The organism is Pseudodesulfovibrio cashew, from assembly GCF_009762795.1.
In the GTDB taxonomy this organism is placed as follows: Bacteria; Desulfobacterota; Desulfovibrionia; order Desulfovibrionales; family Desulfovibrionaceae; genus Pseudodesulfovibrio; species Pseudodesulfovibrio cashew.
Genome location: NZ_CP046400.1, coordinates 1,380,748 through 1,398,092, shown reverse-complemented (window position 1 = coordinate 1,398,092; position 17,345 = coordinate 1,380,748). Strand labels below are relative to the sequence as shown.

Genomic DNA, 17,345 nt, shown 5'->3' with positions numbered 1-17,345 from the left:
GGCTGGACGCCAGTCCGGCCCGGCAAAGCAGGCATCTCTTCAAATAGCTATATCGGCACCATTACCACTATCTATATTTATTAGCTATTTCTTTGACGATAGCTTATCGATATTCCACCAGAGATCTCTTGTCTTGGGGGCGTTTGAACGGCATTCACCGGCTGAAACACGCCTTGGTCCGGCGCGCCTTTCTTGTGTTCGGACCGCAAACGGGATAGGGACATTCCCAATGCCCGTTGCACAAGGAGAAATGCCGTGACCGAGACCCATGCCCGCTCCGGCGGCGAGATTCTGGCCCTGATCAGGGAGGTGGAGACCGAGGCTCCGGGCGGCGCAGAGGCGCTGTTCATGGCGGCCATGCTCGCCGATTCGCCCCTGCCCTACGACTTTGCCCTGTCCCTGGAGGGGACCCAGCACAACCCGTCGCTTATCAACCCGGCGGCGGCGTTCTTTGCGGCAACCGCCACCATCGACCCGCTGGTGGACCGCGACCTGATCAAGACCGACGTGGACGCACAGATTTTCCAGGTGCGCGAAGAGGTGCGCCGGACCGTGGTCCAGAGCCTGGACACGGCGACGCGTGCGGAGTGGGCCGGGCGCGCCATCTACGCCCTCAACTTAGTCCTTCCGGACGCCGAACCGCAGAACTGGCCCACCGTGGAGTGGCTCCTGCCCCACGTCTACGCCTGCCGGGACCTCATCACCCAATTGGACGTCCACACGGCGGCGGCCAACAGGGTCCTGCACCAGGCCGGATTTTCCCTCTACCACCAGCAACGACATCGTGAGGCCGCCGCGTTGCTGGACGCGGCCCTTGCCGTGGACGTGGCCATCAAGGGCCGCCGCCACCCCGATATCTGCGCGGACCTGGAAGGACTGGGAACCGTGCTCTGGGCCGGAGGCGAACTGGAGCGGGCCGAGAACGCCTTCACCACCTGCCTGGAGCTGCAACAGGCCATCTTCACCGAGGACAATCCGGTCTCCGCGCCCATCCTGAACAGCCTGGCCGTAATCCGGCAGGCCTTGGGCAAACATGAGGCTGCCGAAGCGACCTTCAAGGAATGCCTTAAGGTTTTGACTCGGGCCCACGGCGAAGGGCACCCGGCCATCGCCTCCTGCCTGAACAATCTCGCACTGCTCTACGAGGCCGAGAACCGCCCTGAGGAAGCCCTGCGCCTGGCCAGCCGCGCCCTGGAGATAAACCGTGAGGCCTACGGCTCCGATCACCCCGAAGTTGCGGCGGACCTCAACGCCGTGGCCCTGCTCCTGGATGCCACGGGCAGGCGTGAAGAGGCCGAATCCCATTTTCGCGAGAGCCTGGCGATCCGTGCCAAGGCCTATGGCGAGGCGCACCCCGAGACCGCACAATCTCTCTGTAATCTTGCCCTGTTCCTGGACAATGCCGGGCGTGATGAGGAAGCCGCGGAACTCTACGCCCGGGGGCTTTCCGCCTACGAGAGCGCCCTGGGGCCGGGGCACCCGCTCATGGAGAGGGCCCTGGACAACTACATCGTGCTACTGGAAAAGACCGGCCGACGGCCTACGGACGACCGGCTGCGCGCCCTGACCGAGGCACGGCTTCGCGCCATCGTGGAGCGGGGAGCGCAACCATGAGCGAAGTGACCGCCATCGGCCTGGGCGAAATCCTCTGGGACGTGCTGCCCGAAGGCCGCCAGCTTGGCGGCGCGCCCGCCAACTTCGCCTATCAGGTCAACGCCCTCGGCGGCACCGGCGTTCCGGTCTCCCGCGTGGGAGATGACGACCTGGGACGCGAAGCCCTGGATATCCTTCAGGCCAACGGCCTCTGCACCGACTACGTCTCCATCGATCCCGAGCACCCCACCGGCACGGTGCTGGCCGAGCTGGATAAGGACGGCGTGGCTACCTACACATTTCCGGACGACGTTGCCTGGGATTTCCTGACCTGCGACGACGCCACCCGCCAACTGGCGGAACGTGCCGACGTCATCTGCTTCGGCACCCTGGCCCAGCGCTGCCCCACCTCCCGTCAAGCCATCCGCCAGGTGCTGGAAGCCGCACCCGGCGCGCTCAAGGTATACGACATCAACCTGCGCCAGGACTTCTTCACCCCGGGGCGAATCCGGGACTCACTGGACCGGGCCGACGTGCTCAAGATCAACGATGATGAGCTGATGATGATCACCGGCCCCTTCTCCCTGCCATCCGGTCAAAAGGAAGCGCTGGCGCGCCTTCTCGCCCTCCACGACCTGAAGCTGGCCGTGCTCACGCGCGGCGGCGAAGGCAGCCTGATCATCTCCCCGGACGGGATCTCGGACCTGCCCGGCGAACCGGTTGAGGTTCGGGACACCATCGGCGCGGGCGACGCCTTTTCCGCAGCCATGGTGCTGGCCTATCTGAAGGGATGGAGCCTGGACGAGATCAATCGATACGCGGCCCAGGTGGCGGCCCATGTCTGCTCCAGAGAAGGCGCCATGACCGACATGCCGCCCGAACTGCGCCTGAAATAGTCCCAAGAGAAGCAGGCGGCGCGTCGGTTATTCATCCCCCCTTGTCATTGGCCCGTGGGATGATTAGACTGTGTTCATGACCAGAAAATTCGATCCGGAACTCCTGTACGTGGAATGCAGCCGCTGCGGCCAGCCGGTCCTGTGGCAGTACGGCACGACCACCAAGCTGCTCAACTTGGCCGGGATAGACCCTGCCTCCCTGGACGAGCGGTGTGTCATCATGTCCGAGGGATGCCCCGGCTGTACGCCGGACAAAAGCTCATTCACCACCCAGGTCATCCGCCTGAACAAGGAGAAGGAAGGACGCAGGCCCATGCCTGCCACGGCCAACTAGCCGCCAGCTTCCGTTATTTCCTCCAGGACGCCCCTTCCCCGGCACTTGCCGGTGAAGGGGCGTCCTGCTTTTCGAGCAGGGGTTCTCCCCATGCCCAACGGTGAAAACGGGACCTCCTGAAATCCTGTCAACACCCCATTTCATCCTTTTTTCGCCCGTTCTCATGCCATTATCACCCGTTCTCATCCTGGCACAAAAACCGGGGTTAGGCTCTGGGCACCCATCCGGGGGGTCCCGGAGAACCCGTTTCAGGAGCGACGAGAATGAGCATTTCCACACCAGCATTGACCAATTTCACGGCGGGGGAGCTAAGCCCCCGGCTCGAGGGACGCAGCGACCTGTCCAAGTACTATAACGGCTGCCGCGCCCTCGAGAACTTTCATATCCACCCCCACGGCGGGATCACCCGCCGTTCGGGCTTCCGCTTCGTGGCGGAAACCCTGAGCCGGGACAAGCCCACCCTGCTCATACCCTTCGAGTTCAACGGGGAGCAAACCTATGTTCTGGAGTTCGGTGAGGACGAAAACGGGCAGGGCAAGATGCGCGTCTTTACCGACCACGGCGTGGTGCTTTCCGGCGGGAGTGAGTACGTGCGGGACATTCCCTACGCCGCCAATGAACTCGATGCCCTGCGCTACACCCAGTCGGCAGACGTGCTCATCCTGACCCACCCCGCCCATCCCGTGCGCAAGTTGACCCGCGTGGACCACGACGACTGGTCCCTGGAGGAGATGGCCTTCCTGGGCCAGCCCGAAGCGTGGACCGAAAACAACTATCCTTCGGCCGTGGGTTTTTTCGAACAGCGCCTTGTCCTGGCCGCCACCCCGGACAAACCGGGCACCATCTGGTTCTCCCGCACCGGCGAGATGACGGATTTCCGGCTCAAGACCCGAGAGGTGCCGCTGGACGGCTGGCGGGACCGGGAAATCACCGACGCCAACTCGGACGGCATTCGCGACGGCAAGGCCGGGGACACCTTCACCCTGCTTGACGGCGACGGCTTCGAACAGAGTGACGGCATCAAGGGACAGCACCCCGACGGCACCACCCGCTACTACCGGTACAAGGGCGACGCAAACCACGTGGCTTCTGGTGCGGACAAAACCATCACCTTCCAGGCCTCCCCCGGAGCAAACGGGATCGAGGCCATATGGGATGCAAACGACGCGCTCCAAAGCGACTACTGGGAATGTTTCGAGGTGGGCGACCGCACGGACGCGCAGGCCGGAGACGATCCCCTGAGCGACGACGCCATAGAGGCCACCCTGTCCGGCAGGCAGGCCAACGCCATTGAGTTCATGGTGCCCCGCTCCCGGCTCTGGCTGGGCACGGCAGGAGGCGAGTGGACCCTCTACGGCGCAGGCGGCGACGCGCTCGCACCGGACAACATCAAGGCGTCCCATGAAGGCTCGTGCGGCGCGTCCTCCATGCGGCCCGAGTCCGTCGGCTACGCCACCCTCTACATCCAGCGGGCTGGGAAAAAGGTCCGGGAGATGGCCTACAGCTTCGAGACCGACGCTTATGTGTCCAAGGACCTGACCGTGCTCTCCGAACACGTCACCGGCGATGGGCTGACCCAGCTCGCCTACGTGCAGGAGCCGGACTCGGTGCTCTACTGCGTGCGCAAGGACGGAGTGGTGCCCGCCATGACCTACGAGCCCTCACAGGACGTCACCGGCTGGTCCCGCATCGTCACCCGGGGCAAGGTCGAAGCCCTCACCTCCATCTATTCCGATTCGAGCAAACGGGACGAACTCTGGGTGGTGGTCAACCGGACGGTGGGCGGCGAGGAGAAGCGGTTCATCGAATACCTGGAGGCCGACTTCGCCGGGGAGATTGAGGACGCCTTTTTCGTGGACAGCGGACTGAGCTACGACGGTGAACCGACCTCGATCATGACCGGCCTGGATCACCTTGCGGGAGAGACCGTGGCCGTACTCGCCGACGGCGCGGTGCAGACGGAGAAGACTGTCGCGCCCGACGGCTCCATCTCCCTGGACCGCCCCGCCTCCAAGGTCCACGCAGGGCTGCCCTACACCTCCATGGTACAGCCCATGCGCATCGAGGCGGGCTCAGTGCGCGGCACCGGACAGACCAAGCGTCAGCGCATCACCCGCGTGGCCGTCCGTTTCCATAACACCCTCGGCGGCCGGATCGGCCCTGACCTGTCTGCCCTGGAACCCATCCTCTTCCGCTATCCAGCTGCGCCCATGGGTCAGTCCGTCGGCGTCTTTTCCGGCGATAAATCAGTCGTTTTTCCAAAAGGATGGACACGGGAAGCCGTGCTCACCGTGGTCCAGGACCAACCTCTGCCCATGACGGTCCTGCTCATCGTGCCCACGGCCATCACCAACGAATAACAACAAACAACCACAAAGGAGAGAGACATGGGTATGAACGAACAGGCGACCACTCAGTTCGAGCAAGGGCTGGGCATGGTCAACGACATGTACTCCCGGCTGGCCATCACGGTCCCCCAGACCACGGAGGATCCGATGGACTCCGTGCACGAGGAACAAGCCAGGCTTCGGGAGCTCGACGCACAATCCGCAGCGGCGGAACAGCGGAAACAGGCCAGACAACAGGCGGCCGCAACACACGAAACCAATGAACACTCCAGGGCCAGGGCCAACGCCGCCTGGGGTCAGTCCGGACTGGCCATGAGCGGGTCTTCGGCCCTGGTCAGGGACTCGCAGCAGCTTCATGACAGACAGCTGGAGGAGGACCTGCTCTTCGAAGGCGAGGCCGAGGCAAGGCAAACCCTTAACCAGGGGCGGCACGAAGCCAACCTGAGCCGGATCAGCCAGGGTCTCAAGCCCAACAGGTCCACCCTTTCCCTTGGTTCGTCCATCTACAGATACGGGAGATAACCATGACCATATCATCAACACTGACCAAGGCCATTTACGCGGGCAACGGCTCCACCTCCGGCTTTGCCGTACCCTTTATGTTCCTGCGGGACGAAGACGTGGAGGTAATCCTCTCCGACGGAGAGAGCGAAGCCGTGCTGACCATTTCCACCGATTACCAGCTCGCCGGAGCGGGAGACCAATCCGGAGGGCTCTGCACCCTGAACGTCGCTCCCGTGGAAGGAGAAACCCTGGTGCTCAGGCGTAATCCCGCCCTGGTCCAGGAAGTGGATTACGTGGAGAACGACGCGTTCCCGGCAGCCACCCACGAAGCGGCTCTCGACAAGCTGACCATGATCTGCCAGGCCCTGGCCGAACGGCTGGACAGGACCATCACCTTCCGCGTCTCCTCCGCCGTCACCGGAGTGGAGCTCCCCGAACCGGAGTCCAACCAGCTCCTGGCCTGGAACGGCGACGCTTCCAATCTGACCAACCGCGACGCCGCCGCCATGGACGCGGTCCTCCTGCCCCTGGCCGTAGAACAGGGCGGAACCGGAGGCTCCGACGGCACCCAGGCCATGGTCAACCTCGGCATGGGTGAGACCGGCCGCAGTGTGGCCGTGGCCGGGACAAGCTCCGAGGCCCTGGCGGCCATGGACGCCGAACCGGCGGACACGGCCATTCTCAAGGCCGACCTGGCGGACCTGCTCCGGGCGGTCTACGGCGAGGAGCCGCAGGAGATCTCCGGGACGAGCCTGACAGGGCTCTCCGTTACCCGCAACCACCTGCTCTGGACGCTGACCGGAGACGCCACCTTCGACGACGTGGACTTTCCCTACGACGGGACCTACGTCTTCCACATCTACCCGGCGGGACACACGGTGACCTTCTCGTCCGCGTACAAGCTGTCCGCGTCCTTGGAGGAACAGGACCCGGCGGCGGGTGAAATCCGCGTGGCCGTGGAAGTCTTCAACGGCCGGAAAAGCCTTGTCGGCCTGCAGAATATGGGGGCCTGACCATGGCGCTGACACCAAAAGAAACCCTGCCCGGAAACAATTCGGCGGTCTTCCCGATGAAGATCGCCCAGTCCGCCCTCATCGAGTCCACCTTCTCGTCCACGGGGGCAGTGACCGAAGACGCCACCATCGCCCTGGGCTGGAAACCGACCGATTCCGTCACCGCCCCGCTGTGCGACGAGACCGGCCACTACCTGCTCACTATCCGCAAGCAGGGAGACGCCATAACCATCTGGAAACAGGGCGCGCAGATCGCCACGCTCTCCTACGCCACCGTGGGGGGCGCGACCTATGCCCAACTGCTGCAAAATGTGCTCACCGCCATCGCGGGCAGTCACTACGGCTACTACTCGCGGGTAGTCGTCATTGAGCAGGCTTTGGACTACGCGGTGTTCCTGGAGCAATCCGAGCTCGTGACCGGGCTGTGGACGCCCAAAAGCCTCGGTGCGCTCGCACCGCACACCCTGCTGACATTCGGAGACTCCGCAAACCTCGGGCAGGACGGGTCCGGCAACGGCAACCACTGGACCATCACGGGCACGCAGACGACGGACACGCCGACGAACAACCACGCCACACTGAACCCGATGGTGGGCTATCCGTCGACGCACACCGGCTACAACGCACCGGGATTCTCGGGCGGCAACACCACCGCGACCGCATCCGGCGGCGGGACCTATAACTGCTGCCTTTCCTCCATGCCCTTGCCCGATACGGGAAAATGGGCGTGGGAGTGGGAGATCATCTCCTTCACGGACTCCGTGGTCCTCACGCTCGTGCAGCACCTTTACGGAACCTGGATCGACGCCTTTGTGGGCAACTGGGTCTGGAGGGTGAACAACTTCACGGCCGTCTACACCGACTTTGACGGGACAACCCCGGTGTCGAACACCTCCTGGGGGACGGCCACAGGGGACGTCGTGCGCGTCGAAGTCGACATGGACACAAAAACCGTGGAGTTCTTCAACAACGACGAATCTCAGGGGAGCTTCACCTGGTCCATGGCTCACGGCCCGCTCTTCCCAGCGGTCTGCCTGGAGTCGGACAGCAACCCGGACAACGCCGTGCGCTTCAATAGCGGAGCCACAGGATTCAATCACACCCCCACGGTGGGCTTCAAGGCGCTTTGCGCAGCCAACCTTGAGGTTCCGGTCATACGCTCGGAGAGTGTTGCGGACATCGTGTTGCGCGAGGGGACAGGGGCGAGCGCTGCCGTTTCGTCGCTGGAATTCCAGCCCGACTTCGTGCTGATCAAGGATCGTGACACCGCCCGGTCATGGGGCGCCTTCGACTCGAAACGAGGAACGGAGAAGGCTCTGTTCATGGATTTGACGGATATTGAAACAATCAAAACCGGCTCGCTTACGGCCTTCAACACGGATGGATACAGCCTTGGCGACCAAACCTTGACCAATGCGGCAGGATGCTCGTTTCTTGACCTGTGCATTGCCGAAAATACGGATCAAGGATTCGAAATCATCTCCTACACCGGCAACAGCGTGGTGGGCAGACAGGTCGCGCACAGCCTGGGGAGAAAGCCCGGATTGGTGATCATCAAGAGTACCACCAACTCTCAGAAGTGGATCGCCTATCATCATGGCCTGGGCGCGACACAGGGGCTCTACGTCAACGAAACCGCAGCCGCCCAAACAGCGACGTCGTTTTGGAACGACACGGAGCCGACAACCACGACCATCACTCTCGGCGATCACTACGGAGTCAACTACAGCGGCGCAGGATATATCGCATATCTCTTTGCCGAGTCCGATATCTTCAAAATATTCGGCTTCATCGGCAACAGCCTGGCGGACGGCCCCTTCATCAACCTGGGAGGCCGCCCCAAGCTGGTGCTGCTCAAAAACACGGAAGGGAGCGGCGGATCGTGGATGCTTTACAACGCAGCCACGGAGCCGACCAACCCGGTGGACACGCAGCTTCTCCCGAACGGAGCCAACGTGGAGACCGACTATGCGGAGGACGTCATGTTCACCGCCAACGGGCTGAAGCTCGCCAACATCAAATACGACTCCAACGAGGATGGCAGCCTTGTCATCGGTTTCGCCATCCTTGAGTCAACCAACTACAACAACGCATATTAACGGGAGAATCATCATGTTTCGATACGACAACGGACAGTTCCGCACCAACCCTCCGGCCACCGTGGACCATGGCGGTTACCGGCGAAGATTCACCGGCCTGACCCGCGAACAGTGGGATGAACTCGGCTACAACGAGGCAATCCCTCTGGATCGAGCCCCGTTCACCGCCTACGAGACCAGGTGGATCAAGGGCGAAGACCTGATCTACCGCGAGGAGGCGGTCACCGTAACTGTGGATGAAGCGGCAAAAACCGACACATGGCTACCACGGCCCGCGCGGAGCGTGACGCCAGGCTGGCCGCGTCTGACTGGACTCAGTTGGCGGACCACCCTCTGGACGACACCGCAATGGTCCTGTGGCAAAGCTACCGGCAGGCCCTGCGCGACGTGCCGCAGCAGGACGGATTCCCCGAAACCGTGTCCTGGCCGGAACAACCCGCCACGGAATGAAAAGAGGCGCTTTCCCTTGGGAAAGCGCCTCTAAACGTTAACAAAACCCATTCTGGCAGGTTGTTGAGAAAGGTTCGAGCGCAAGGCGCAAGAAAAGTTCAAGGCCGAAGCGTACTTCCTGTACGCAAGGGTTTGAACTTTTCGCAGCAACGCAGCAATCGGGCCTTTATCAGCAGCCTGGGTGCTTTCCCTCGGGAAAGCGCCTTTCACGTTGGCTAGCCCGCAGTCAACTCTCGTACCAACACCTCGAAATCAGGATACTTTTCCAATAAAACAGAACGGTCGCCATGGGCATAGTCCTCGTACTCGAACCCCGGGGCCACGGTGCAGCCCATGAGTGCGAAACGACCGCCGGGCACCAGACGCATGCCCTGCCAGGAGCCGCGCGGCACCCTGACCTGAGGTCGCTCCCCGGCCGGCAGGTTCGTGCCGAAACGCACGACCTCGCCTGCGCCGTCGGGATGCAATTGGAGCATCTCGCACGAATCGCCGAGGTAAAAATGAAATATCTCGTCTGATTGCAAGAGGTGCATGTGGGAATAGGTCCCGGGCGTGAGCAGATAGTAGATGGCCGTGGAATGGCAGCGGTCACCGGCATAGCGCGACGGCACCGATTCCCCGCCCAGCAGCTCTTCGGCCCTGTGGGTCTCCCTGAAGTATCCACCCTCTTCAGGATGGGGTTCGAGACCAAGAATATCGATAACTTCCTCAGCAGACAATTCTTTCATTATTTCCTCATGATAATATCATATCGTAAACTTGACGATTGTCATCCGTTGTAATGCGGTGGCGGCGTATCCACCCCGCCGGACTGGTCCAGGGCCTCGTCGATGTCGCGCAGCTTGCCAGCCAGTCTTTCCACCACCTTGCGCAGGTCGGTGATCTGTTTTTGCTGATCATACACGGTGTCGCTCAGTTTCTCGATAGTCCGGTCCTGAAGCGAAACCAGATTTTCCAATCGTTCGATACGTTCTTCCATGATGTCCTCCCGAGGGGGAAAGTGTGAGCCGAACAGATGGCACGGTCAAGGGACAGCCCTGCCGGAAAAGGGATATGAACCGGCAACACCTCTTAATGATGGCGAAAAATCCGACCGACTTTTGTCGCTCACAGCCATCAGGCGCAAGGGCGTATCACACCTTCGCACATCGGAAAAGGCGGGACAAGCCGCCAAGACCGTATCACGTCCTGTTGGTCAGGTAGACGCCCGTGACGACCATGAGGCCACCGAGAAGCAGGGAGAGGTGAATGGGCTCGCCGAGCAGTAGAAAGCCCATGACCACGGCAAAAACCGGCACGGTGTTGATGAAGATACCCGAACGGCTGGCCCCGATGACCGAGATGGCCTGGTAGTACCAGTAGTAGGCCAGGGCCGTGGCCAGAGCGCCGAGGTAGACCACGCACGCCCAGTCCAGGGGGCGGGCGCGAAGCACGTCTTCGGCCAGGCCGCCGCTGACGGCGGCAGGCAGCAGCATGAGCGTGCCGAAGACCGAGGACCAGGTCACGGCGGTGAGCGGTGACAGGGTCTTCATCACCGAACGCCCGCCCAGGGAATAGGCGGTCCAGGCCGCAACGCAGCCCAGGATCATGAAGTCGCCCCGGCTCACCCCGCCAGAGAGCAGGGCCAGGGGGTTGCCGTCCGCAATGACCACGGACACGCCCACCAGCGAGGTCATCGCCCCGGCGATACGAACCGGGCCGAACTTTTCCTTGTACAGCACGGCCGAGAGCAGGGAGATGCACACCGGGATGCAGGCCACGATCAGGGCTGCCCGCCCGGCCGGGATGGTCTGAAGCCCGGTGAAAAAGAAATAGCTGTAGATGAACACGCCGGTGGCCCCGAGAAAGGCCACGGGCAAGACCTGTTTACCCCGCAACCGGGGGATGCGCCCCTCTGCGCGCCAGCTCATGAACAGGAGCAGGGCCGAGGCCAGCAAAAAGCGCAGGAACGCGGCTGACATGGGGTGGATGGACTGGGCCAGGACGCGTCCGGCGATCCAGGTGCCGCCCCACAGTGCCATGCTGGTGACGAGAAGCAGGTAAAGATAGGTAAGAGACTGTTTCTGCATGCTATTGTTCCGGCATGAGGTATAGAGCCCTTGCCGTCCATGGTCCATTCATATTTTGCGATGATCGCCATCGGTTCCGGCGATGTCGAGCCGGGCCTGAGCGACTAGATGTAGCCGGGATAGTCCGTGCACAACAGATGCAGGGGCGGCTCGTCTTCGTCGATCTCCGGGAAGCGCGGCTGGGGCTGATGAAAGCGGTTGTCCGTGTTGTCGTCGTTGACCGAGGAGACCTCGCCCACCAGCACCTTGCCCTTGCCCGCCTCGCCGTAGAAGCGGTGGTACATGCCCTGCTCCAGAAAGATGGACTCGCCCGGGGAGAGGATCACGGTGCCGCCCGGCTCCACAGTGCGGGGGATGCCGTCCACCATGACCGTGAGCGGCTCGGCGGCGAGTTCCTCGTCCGGGGTGGAGCCGTAAAGCTCGATGACGAGGTTACCGCCGCCCCGATTGATGATGTCCTCGGTCTTGGACCAGTGAAAATGCATGGGACAGATCTGCCCTTCGCGCACGATCATGATCTTTTCCGCATACTGCTTGGGGTGTCCGGCGGCCAGGTTGCCGTTACGGATGGTGAACAGGATCAGGCCCCGCTTCTCGAAGTCGCCCGCGCCGTAGTCGGTCAGGTCCCAGCCGAGCTGATTGCGGACCACTTCCAGGTCTCCCTTGCCCTTCCAGTCATTCGGCCCCCAGAAAGCCCAGGGCGGCAGCTTGAATTGAAAGGACTCGAAGAACTCCTTGGCGTCACGGATAAGGGCGTTGATCTCGCTTCGTTTCATGCCAGAAGAGTAGGAGAGGTTGCCACGGGGCGTCAAGCGAATACAACGGCGGACGGGGCTGGACAGCGCAACGCGGCAGAGGCAGACTCAAACCATGCACATTCTCACCTACGACGACTCAACGCACCGGCAGGCGGTCATCGCCCTCTGGAAAAACGTGTTCGGCTACAAGTCCGCCCACAACGCCCCGGCCCTGGCCATCGACAAGAAAATCGCCGTGGACGACCTCTTCTTCGTGGCCGAGGACGGCGGCGAGGTAATCGGCACGGTCATGGCGGGATACGACGGCCACCGGGGCTGGATATACTCCCTGGCAACAGCCCCGGACAGGCGCGGCCATGGGATCGGCTCCTCCCTGCTCGCCCACGCCGAGGAGCGCCTTGCGGCCCTGGGCTGCATCAAGGTTAACCTCCAGATCGTGGCGGGCAACGAATCCGTGCGCTCGTTCTACGAGGCCAACGGCTTTGCCGTGGAAGACCGCATCAGCATGGGCAAGCGGCTGGACTGAACCGTCTGGCTGGCGACAGACGCCCCAGCCCGCGTCGCCCATGGGGTCGGGGGCGGCCCATCGGCTGGTGAAGGTGTCGTAATGATTCTGGCCGTCCATGTCGGCAACCACCCGCAGGGAGCCCACCTGGTCGTAGAGGAGCGCGGCCACGGCTCCGTCGTCGCGGCGCATGGCATAGGGCGTACGCTCGTTTTCGCGGTAGGCGAACTCATGGCCGTGTTCGCCGTCGTGGAACCCGGCCAGGCGGAGGAAGTCGAGCCAGGCATAGGCCTCGACCAGCTCGCCGTTGCGAAACTTGGCTTCGCGCCGCCCCTCGCCGTCGTGCGCGAACTCGAAGACCACGCCCTCGTCCTCCTTTTCGGCCCGGAGCAGGCGGCAGTCAGGCGCGTACTGGTACGTGGTGTATTTGCCTTCGTGCTTCCAGATGGAGCGGAAGCCGTTCTTGTCGTGGGTGTAGCCGTTGTTGCCGGCGGACATCAGGCGATTGTCCAGCCGGTAGGTGTAGCGGCGGAGGTCCTTGCCCGCCGTTGCCGGAAAGCAGTCCTGGTTGCGGCGGCCCTCCCTGTCGTACCAGCACTGGCAGATGATCCGGTTGCCCAGCCGGGCCTCGGTGAGGCGTCCGACCTTGTCGTACGCGTACGTCCAGACAACGGACTTGCCCGCCACGGTTTCGGTTTTCTCGATGATGCGGCCTTCGTGGTCGCGTTTCAGTTGATACTCATATGGATGAGGCATGACTTCCTCCTTGGTTTGGTTCCGGCACCATTGCCGGAATGAGGAAGCGTAGCCCCGGTTTTTCGGGCCGGATGAAAACGGGTGACAAATCCGCAGGACAGCGGATTTGGACGTTGCGGTCTTGCCGCAACGCCCCGAAGGGGTGAGGGCCATGGACGGCCCGAATCAAAATGGGATGAGAACGGGCGAAAAAAGGGTGAAATAGGGTGTTGACAGGGGTGGGGATTGTGCCTGTCGGCGCGAGGAGAGCCGGTGTTGGAGCGTGCCGCTCCTCCCCCCTCCGGGAATCGCGCTTGCAGCGCGCGAGAGTCGGGTTTGGGGGCTGCGCCCCCAAAAGCCCTCCATGCCCTCCCGGCGGGGTCCATTTCTTTTGCTGCGCCAAAAGAAATAGACGAAAGAAAAGGCGCTTGGAGGGCATCCCCGCCCCGGTGCTCGCTGGCGAGAATCTCATCCAACCCGGTCGGCTCCGGACTACGTTGAGTGAAACGCTCTGCCCCCCTTAGCATTCAGAAGCCGTCCGACTCCGTGCGTATCACGGCCAAAGAGCCGCCGACCGCGTTGGTGAGCTTCTAGGCCCGAGAGCAAGGGGCTGACTGCGGACCTTTGAAGGGAAAGGCGAAGAGCCGAATTGCTTCTTTTAATTAGTCATTGAGGTGCTAACTCGATTTGCCGGGCATAGGACAATCGCCGCCCACGGCAAGTTACCAACTACCCCGACAGCTACCGGTAATCGAGCTCGGGGCTTAGAGCCGCTTGCACACGGCGAAAGCGCAGCCCGAAGCGCGCCTGCACGGCAGGCTTTCGCTTTTCGGGCAGCGAAAGCCGTGTTAGCGGCTCTTGGCCCCGAACTCGCGCTGCAGCACAAAAAAGCGCGGCTTTTGCTTCCTTTTTGGAGCGGCTCAGCCAAAAAGGAAGTCGGCCCGGAGGGACGAAATCCTCAAAACAATCATCGACGCCCGAAAGGCGGCTTCCTTATTTCTTGATAATCGGTGCCGCAAAAAAGGGGGCGGGATGTGAAGCGGCACAACAGAGGAAAAATGGAGAAAGACTAATTTGTAAGAAGTGAACCTACTCCGCTTCCTTTGCCTGCTCGAAGGGCAAAATAAACGAAAACTCATTCCCGTAGGCCGAATGCCGATACCCCACGCTGCCGTGGTGCAACTCCACCACCTGGCGGACGAAATACAGTCCGCGGCCCGTGCCGCTCTTCCCGGCCACGTTGTCGGCGCGGAAGCCCGGCTTGAACACATCCATGGGGTCGGCCAGGGTCAACGGACGCCCCGTGGAGGTCACCCACATGCGGATGCCGGGACGTCCCTCTCCGAAGTGATCCTTGAGCACCTCCCAGCCGTAGGAGACGAACTTGCCATGCCTGCCGTCGGGCAGGGTCGCCTCGTCCGTATACTTGACGGCGTTGGAAAAGAAGTTCGCATAGACCTGGGCGATGAGTCCCGGGTCCATGACCAGCCGGATCATCTGGTCAGGTGCGCCGCCCAGGGCGAATCCGACCTGGATGCCGCGCTCCTCGAACCGCTGGCTGTAGCGATCCAGCTGCGGCTCCAGCACGTTGGTGCGCAGGTTGACCTCACGCTTTATCAACACGTAGCGCCCTTCCTCGAAATGCCTGCGCCGCAACAGCGTCTCCAGGAACATGGAGGTGGTCTCGTAGTGCCGGTATATCTCCTTGTACTGCTGGTCGATGGAGACGGCGGTCCGGGCCAGTTCATTGCCCACGTCCACGCATTCATCCCGGCCGCACTCCGCCATCATGGTCAGCACCCGCTCCGTGGTCACGTGCAGCGCTTCGATCTGCCGTTTCAACCGGTTGAAATAGAGCTTGAAATACATGTTGGGCACGATGACGTTGTGCCCGATGTCCTGAACCATGGACTTGATGAACTGGAGGTGTTCCCTGTTGCGGGAGCGGATGATGCGGTGGTGCAGCTGGAACCCGATGCGGTTGACGAATTTCTCCAGAAAAAGCAGGGCCTGATCCCCCAGGTTGTCGCACGGGTACATCTCGAAGCACCCGATGATGTTGTGCGGCGGTGGAAAGGCGAGCAGATCGGTGTAACCGGGGTTGCAGTGAATGGGAATATACAGGTGTCCGTCGGCCCGGACCACGTGGTTGGTAAGCTTGTCGTCCCAGGGACGGGTGGAGTCCAGCGCGCAACGGTCGCCGGAGCAGCCTGCCAGAACGAACGTCTCCTCGTCCTCCAGAATGTAGATGTTGGACTCCAGGCCGAAAAGCACGCGAGGAATCATCATGCACACGGTGTAGAACATGTCGCGTCCGCGCAACTCCTGCGCCAGCTCGAAAAATATGTTGAAGGCCCGCACCTGCTGCATGGAAAAGTCGTACCCCTCGTAGTCGACGAGCTTTTCCTTGATCCGCATCATCACGTATTCGTGGCGGGCTTCATCCGTGGCGAACTCGTTGCCGGACGCGCCATTGGCGTCATCCGAACCGCTTGTCTTGCCCATGCCTCCTCCCGGAAGATCGGTTCCGTATGAGAATCCAGTACAATGCACCATACCCTTTCCACACAATCTGCACAAGGTGGTTGCACAAACGCGCTCCTTTCCCTGAGCGTGGTCCATTTCGCCGTTCTTTGCTAAGGTGCCGCATGCGTACCAACACCATGCGAATCCATTGTCTGAACAAGGCTGCCATGGCCGACGGGACCATCCTCTACTGGATGAGCCGAGAGCAGCGGATCCACGACAACTGGGGCCTGCTGCACGCTCGCGAACTGGCCGGGGAGGACCGCCAACTGGCCGTGGCCTTTTGTCTTGTCGACGACTACCCCGGCGCAACCCTGCGGCATTACGACTTCATGCTGCGCGGCCTGGAGGAAGTCGAGCGCGGGCTCATGGAGCTGCACATCCCCTTTTTCCTGCTGAAGGGCGATCCTGTTTTGGCGATCCCGGCCCTGGCTGCCGAGCTGAACGCCGGGGCCGTGATCACGGACTTCGACCCCCTGCGCGTCAAGCAGGCCTGGCAGCAAGGCGTGGCCGAGACACTCCCCGTCCCGCTCATCGAGGTGGACGGGCATAACGTCATCCCGGCCCGGCTCGTTTCGGACAAGCAGGAGTACGCGGCAAGGACCATCCGGCCCAAGATCCACCGCCTCTCACAGGAATTCCTCGAGGAATTCCCGCCTCTTGCACCCATGCCGGGACCGCCGGCACAGCACTCGGTCACGGCCTGGGCGACGGTTCGCAGGGACCTGATCGTGGACGATTCCGTGGGACCGGTAGGCCTTGAGCCCGGCGAAGCCGCCGCCCACATTGCTCTGGACACATTTGTCCAAAGCCGCCTCCACCGGTACTCGGACAGACGCAATGATCCCGTGGCCGACGCCACCTCCCGGCTCTCGGCCTATTTCCATTTCGGTCAGTTGGCACCTCTGCGCGCAGCCCTGGCCGTGGCTGCCTCGGGCAAGGGCGAAGGCCAGGCCGCCTATCTGGAGGAGTTGGTGGTCCGGCGAGAACTCTCAGACAATTTCTGCCTGCACAATCCACACTACGACTCCCTGGACGGCGCTCCGGAGTGGGCGCGCAAGACCCTGGACGAACATCGGGACGATCCGCGCCCCTACCTCTATTCCATTGAGGAATTCGAGGCGGCCAGGACTCACTCCGCCCTCTGGAACGCGGCCCAGCGCCAGATGCTCGAGACCGGATACATGCACGGCTACCTGCGCATGTTCTGGGCCAAGAAAATCCTGGAGTGGTCGGCCTCGCCGGAGGAAGCCCTGGCGACCGTCATCCGCCTCAACGACCGCTACCAGCTCGACGGCAGGGACCCAAACGGCTACGTGGGCGCACTCTGGTCCGTGGCCGGGCTGCACGACCGCCCCTGGAAAACACGCCCCGTCTACGGTTCGGTACGCTACATGAACGAGAATGGCTGCCGCCGGAAATTCAAGGTGGACGACTATATCGCCAGCCAACCGGGATAGGGTCCGCTCAGCACATTTACTGCCGCCCGGATTTATGAGAAGGTCCGTCTGCATT

At 62.2% G+C, this 17,345-nt stretch carries 15 protein-coding genes and 1 pseudogene; 10 read left to right on the top strand and 6 right to left on the bottom strand.

The features are described 5' to 3' along the window. Positions 1-255: 255 nt before the first annotated feature. The 8 genes from GM415_RS06195 to GM415_RS18055 all read left to right on the top strand — a co-directional run bounded on the left by GM415_RS06195 (position 256) and on the right by GM415_RS18055 (position 9,237). A complete protein-coding gene (locus GM415_RS06195; protein WP_158946949.1) occupies positions 256-1,614 on the top strand; it encodes a tetratricopeptide repeat protein in 1,359 nt (452 codons plus the stop codon). Beyond that, complete coding sequence (locus tag GM415_RS06190; protein ID WP_158946948.1) at positions 1,611-2,489, top strand: carbohydrate kinase family protein; 879 nt, start codon at positions 1,611-1,613, stop codon at positions 2,487-2,489. The genes GM415_RS06195 and GM415_RS06190 overlap by 4 nt, the downstream gene beginning before the upstream one ends. Before the next feature lie 76 nt (positions 2,490-2,565). Then, positions 2,566-2,823, top strand: a complete 258-nt coding sequence (locus GM415_RS06185; RefSeq protein ID WP_158946947.1) for a hypothetical protein — start codon at positions 2,566-2,568, stop codon at positions 2,821-2,823. A 263-nt stretch (positions 2,824-3,086) separates the two neighbouring features. Continuing rightward, entirely contained in the window at positions 3,087-5,183 is a 2,097-nt protein-coding gene (locus GM415_RS06180; RefSeq protein WP_158946946.1) for a phage tail protein, read from the top strand. A 27-nt stretch (positions 5,184-5,210) separates the two neighbouring features. Next, positions 5,211-5,693: a hypothetical protein gene (locus tag GM415_RS06175; protein WP_158946945.1), complete on the top strand. Its 483-nt coding sequence runs from the start codon at positions 5,211-5,213 to the stop codon at positions 5,691-5,693. 2 nt (positions 5,694-5,695) lie between these two features. Continuing rightward, positions 5,696-6,688 carry a hypothetical protein gene (locus GM415_RS06170; RefSeq protein ID WP_158946944.1) on the top strand — a complete coding sequence of 331 codons (993 nt, stop codon included), beginning with the start codon at positions 5,696-5,698 and terminating at the stop codon, positions 6,686-6,688. A gap of 2 nt (positions 6,689-6,690) precedes the next feature. Beyond that, the gene (locus GM415_RS06165) at positions 6,691-8,787 is read left to right on the top strand and encodes an SPRY domain-containing protein (protein ID WP_158946943.1); all 2,097 of its coding nucleotides are present in this window, start codon (positions 6,691-6,693) and stop codon (positions 8,785-8,787) included. 258 nt (positions 8,788-9,045) lie between these two features. Then, positions 9,046-9,237, top strand: a complete 192-nt coding sequence (locus tag GM415_RS18055) for a tail fiber assembly protein (RefSeq protein ID WP_242012382.1) — start codon at positions 9,046-9,048, stop codon at positions 9,235-9,237. A gap of 215 nt (positions 9,238-9,452) precedes the next feature. Here GM415_RS18055 and GM415_RS06155 read toward each other — a convergent pair whose 3' ends face one another. The 4 genes from GM415_RS06155 to GM415_RS06140 form a co-directional block, all read right to left on the bottom strand. Further along, entirely contained in the window at positions 9,453-9,965 is a 513-nt protein-coding gene (locus GM415_RS06155; protein WP_158946942.1) for a cupin domain-containing protein, read from the bottom strand. A 41-nt stretch (positions 9,966-10,006) separates the two neighbouring features. Next, on the bottom strand, positions 10,007-10,216 hold the full coding sequence (locus GM415_RS06150; protein ID WP_158946941.1) for a SlyX family protein: 210 nt from the start codon (positions 10,214-10,216) through the stop codon (positions 10,007-10,009). A gap of 202 nt (positions 10,217-10,418) precedes the next feature. Beyond that, entirely contained in the window at positions 10,419-11,306 is an 888-nt protein-coding gene (locus GM415_RS06145; protein WP_158946940.1) for a DMT family transporter, read from the bottom strand. 104 nt (positions 11,307-11,410) lie between these two features. Continuing rightward, the gene (locus tag GM415_RS06140) at positions 11,411-12,082 is read right to left on the bottom strand and encodes a D-lyxose/D-mannose family sugar isomerase (protein ID WP_158946939.1); all 672 of its coding nucleotides are present in this window, start codon (positions 12,080-12,082) and stop codon (positions 11,411-11,413) included. Between the two features lie 94 nt (positions 12,083-12,176). Between GM415_RS06140 and GM415_RS18250 the strand changes: the two genes are divergently transcribed. Then, the gene (locus GM415_RS18250) at positions 12,177-12,590 is read left to right on the top strand and encodes a GNAT family acetyltransferase (protein ID WP_158946938.1); all 414 of its coding nucleotides are present in this window, start codon (positions 12,177-12,179) and stop codon (positions 12,588-12,590) included. A gap of 99 nt (positions 12,591-12,689) precedes the next feature. Here GM415_RS18250 and GM415_RS18285 read toward each other — a convergent pair. After that, positions 12,690-13,325, bottom strand: a pseudogene (locus GM415_RS18285) (RHS repeat domain-containing protein); the annotation flags it as partial. A gap of 1,068 nt (positions 13,326-14,393) precedes the next feature. After that, on the bottom strand, positions 14,394-15,809 hold the full coding sequence (locus GM415_RS06125; protein WP_158946936.1) for a sensor histidine kinase: 1,416 nt from the start codon (positions 15,807-15,809) through the stop codon (positions 14,394-14,396). A gap of 143 nt (positions 15,810-15,952) precedes the next feature. Between GM415_RS06125 and phrB the strand changes: the two genes are divergently transcribed. Next, positions 15,953-17,290 carry a deoxyribodipyrimidine photo-lyase gene (phrB, locus tag GM415_RS06120; RefSeq protein ID WP_158946935.1) on the top strand — a complete coding sequence of 446 codons (1,338 nt, stop codon included), beginning with the start codon at positions 15,953-15,955 and terminating at the stop codon, positions 17,288-17,290. Positions 17,291-17,345: the final 55 nt, after the last annotated feature.